We start from the raw sequence: 647 nt of genomic DNA on the forward strand, positions 1-647 counted from the left end.
ATATGGGTGAAGCTCCACTGGGTGTGGCGCAATTACACAGTCTAGAGTCAGGTCTTGATATAACCTATACCCAAATCACTGCCGAAGAGTTAGCAGACCAAACTCCAGACGAATATGATATTGTGACATGCTTAGAAATGCTAGAGCACGTTCCGTCTCCATCATCGGTAATTCAAGCTTGCCAGCGCCTGCTTAAACCCGGTGGAGACCTTTTCCTATCTACCATTAACCGCAATCCCAAAGCATATCTTTTCGCAATCGTTGGCGCCGAACACCTTATGAAGATGCTCCCTAAAGGAACGCACGATTTTAAGAAGTTCATCAAACCTTCAGAGCTTGGGGGCATGGTTCGTCAAGCAGGCTTAGAGATGCAGGATATATCAGGCATGACATACAATCCGCTGGTTAAAGAATACAAACTCAGCCGCGATGTAGACGTGAATTATTTAATGCACGCCATCAAACCCAAGGCATAAAATGGAACTTGAAGCAGTCTTATTCGATCTTGACGGTACGTTAGTTGACACTGCACCCGACTTCTACGTTACGGTCGAGAAGTTATTAGCACTCCACAATAAAGCCCCCATTGAACACGAAGTTATCCGAGCAGAGGTTTCTAACGGTTCACGAGCACTAACAAAACTATG

2 protein-coding genes are annotated in these 647 nt (G+C 45.3%); both read left to right on the top strand.

Going from position 1 to position 647, the window contains the following annotated elements; all coding sequences use genetic code 11:
- A partial coding sequence (ubiG, locus tag A3762_RS25260; protein WP_068758184.1) for a bifunctional 2-polyprenyl-6-hydroxyphenol methylase/3-demethylubiquinol 3-O-methyltransferase UbiG occupies window positions 1-476 on the top strand: 476 nt, incomplete at its 5' end.
- A gap of 1 nt (window position 477) precedes the next feature.
- On the top strand, window positions 478-647 hold a 170-nt coding region (locus A3762_RS25265; protein ID WP_156493753.1), incomplete at its 3' end, for an HAD family hydrolase.

Source organism: Oleiphilus sp. HI0125, assembly GCF_001635355.1.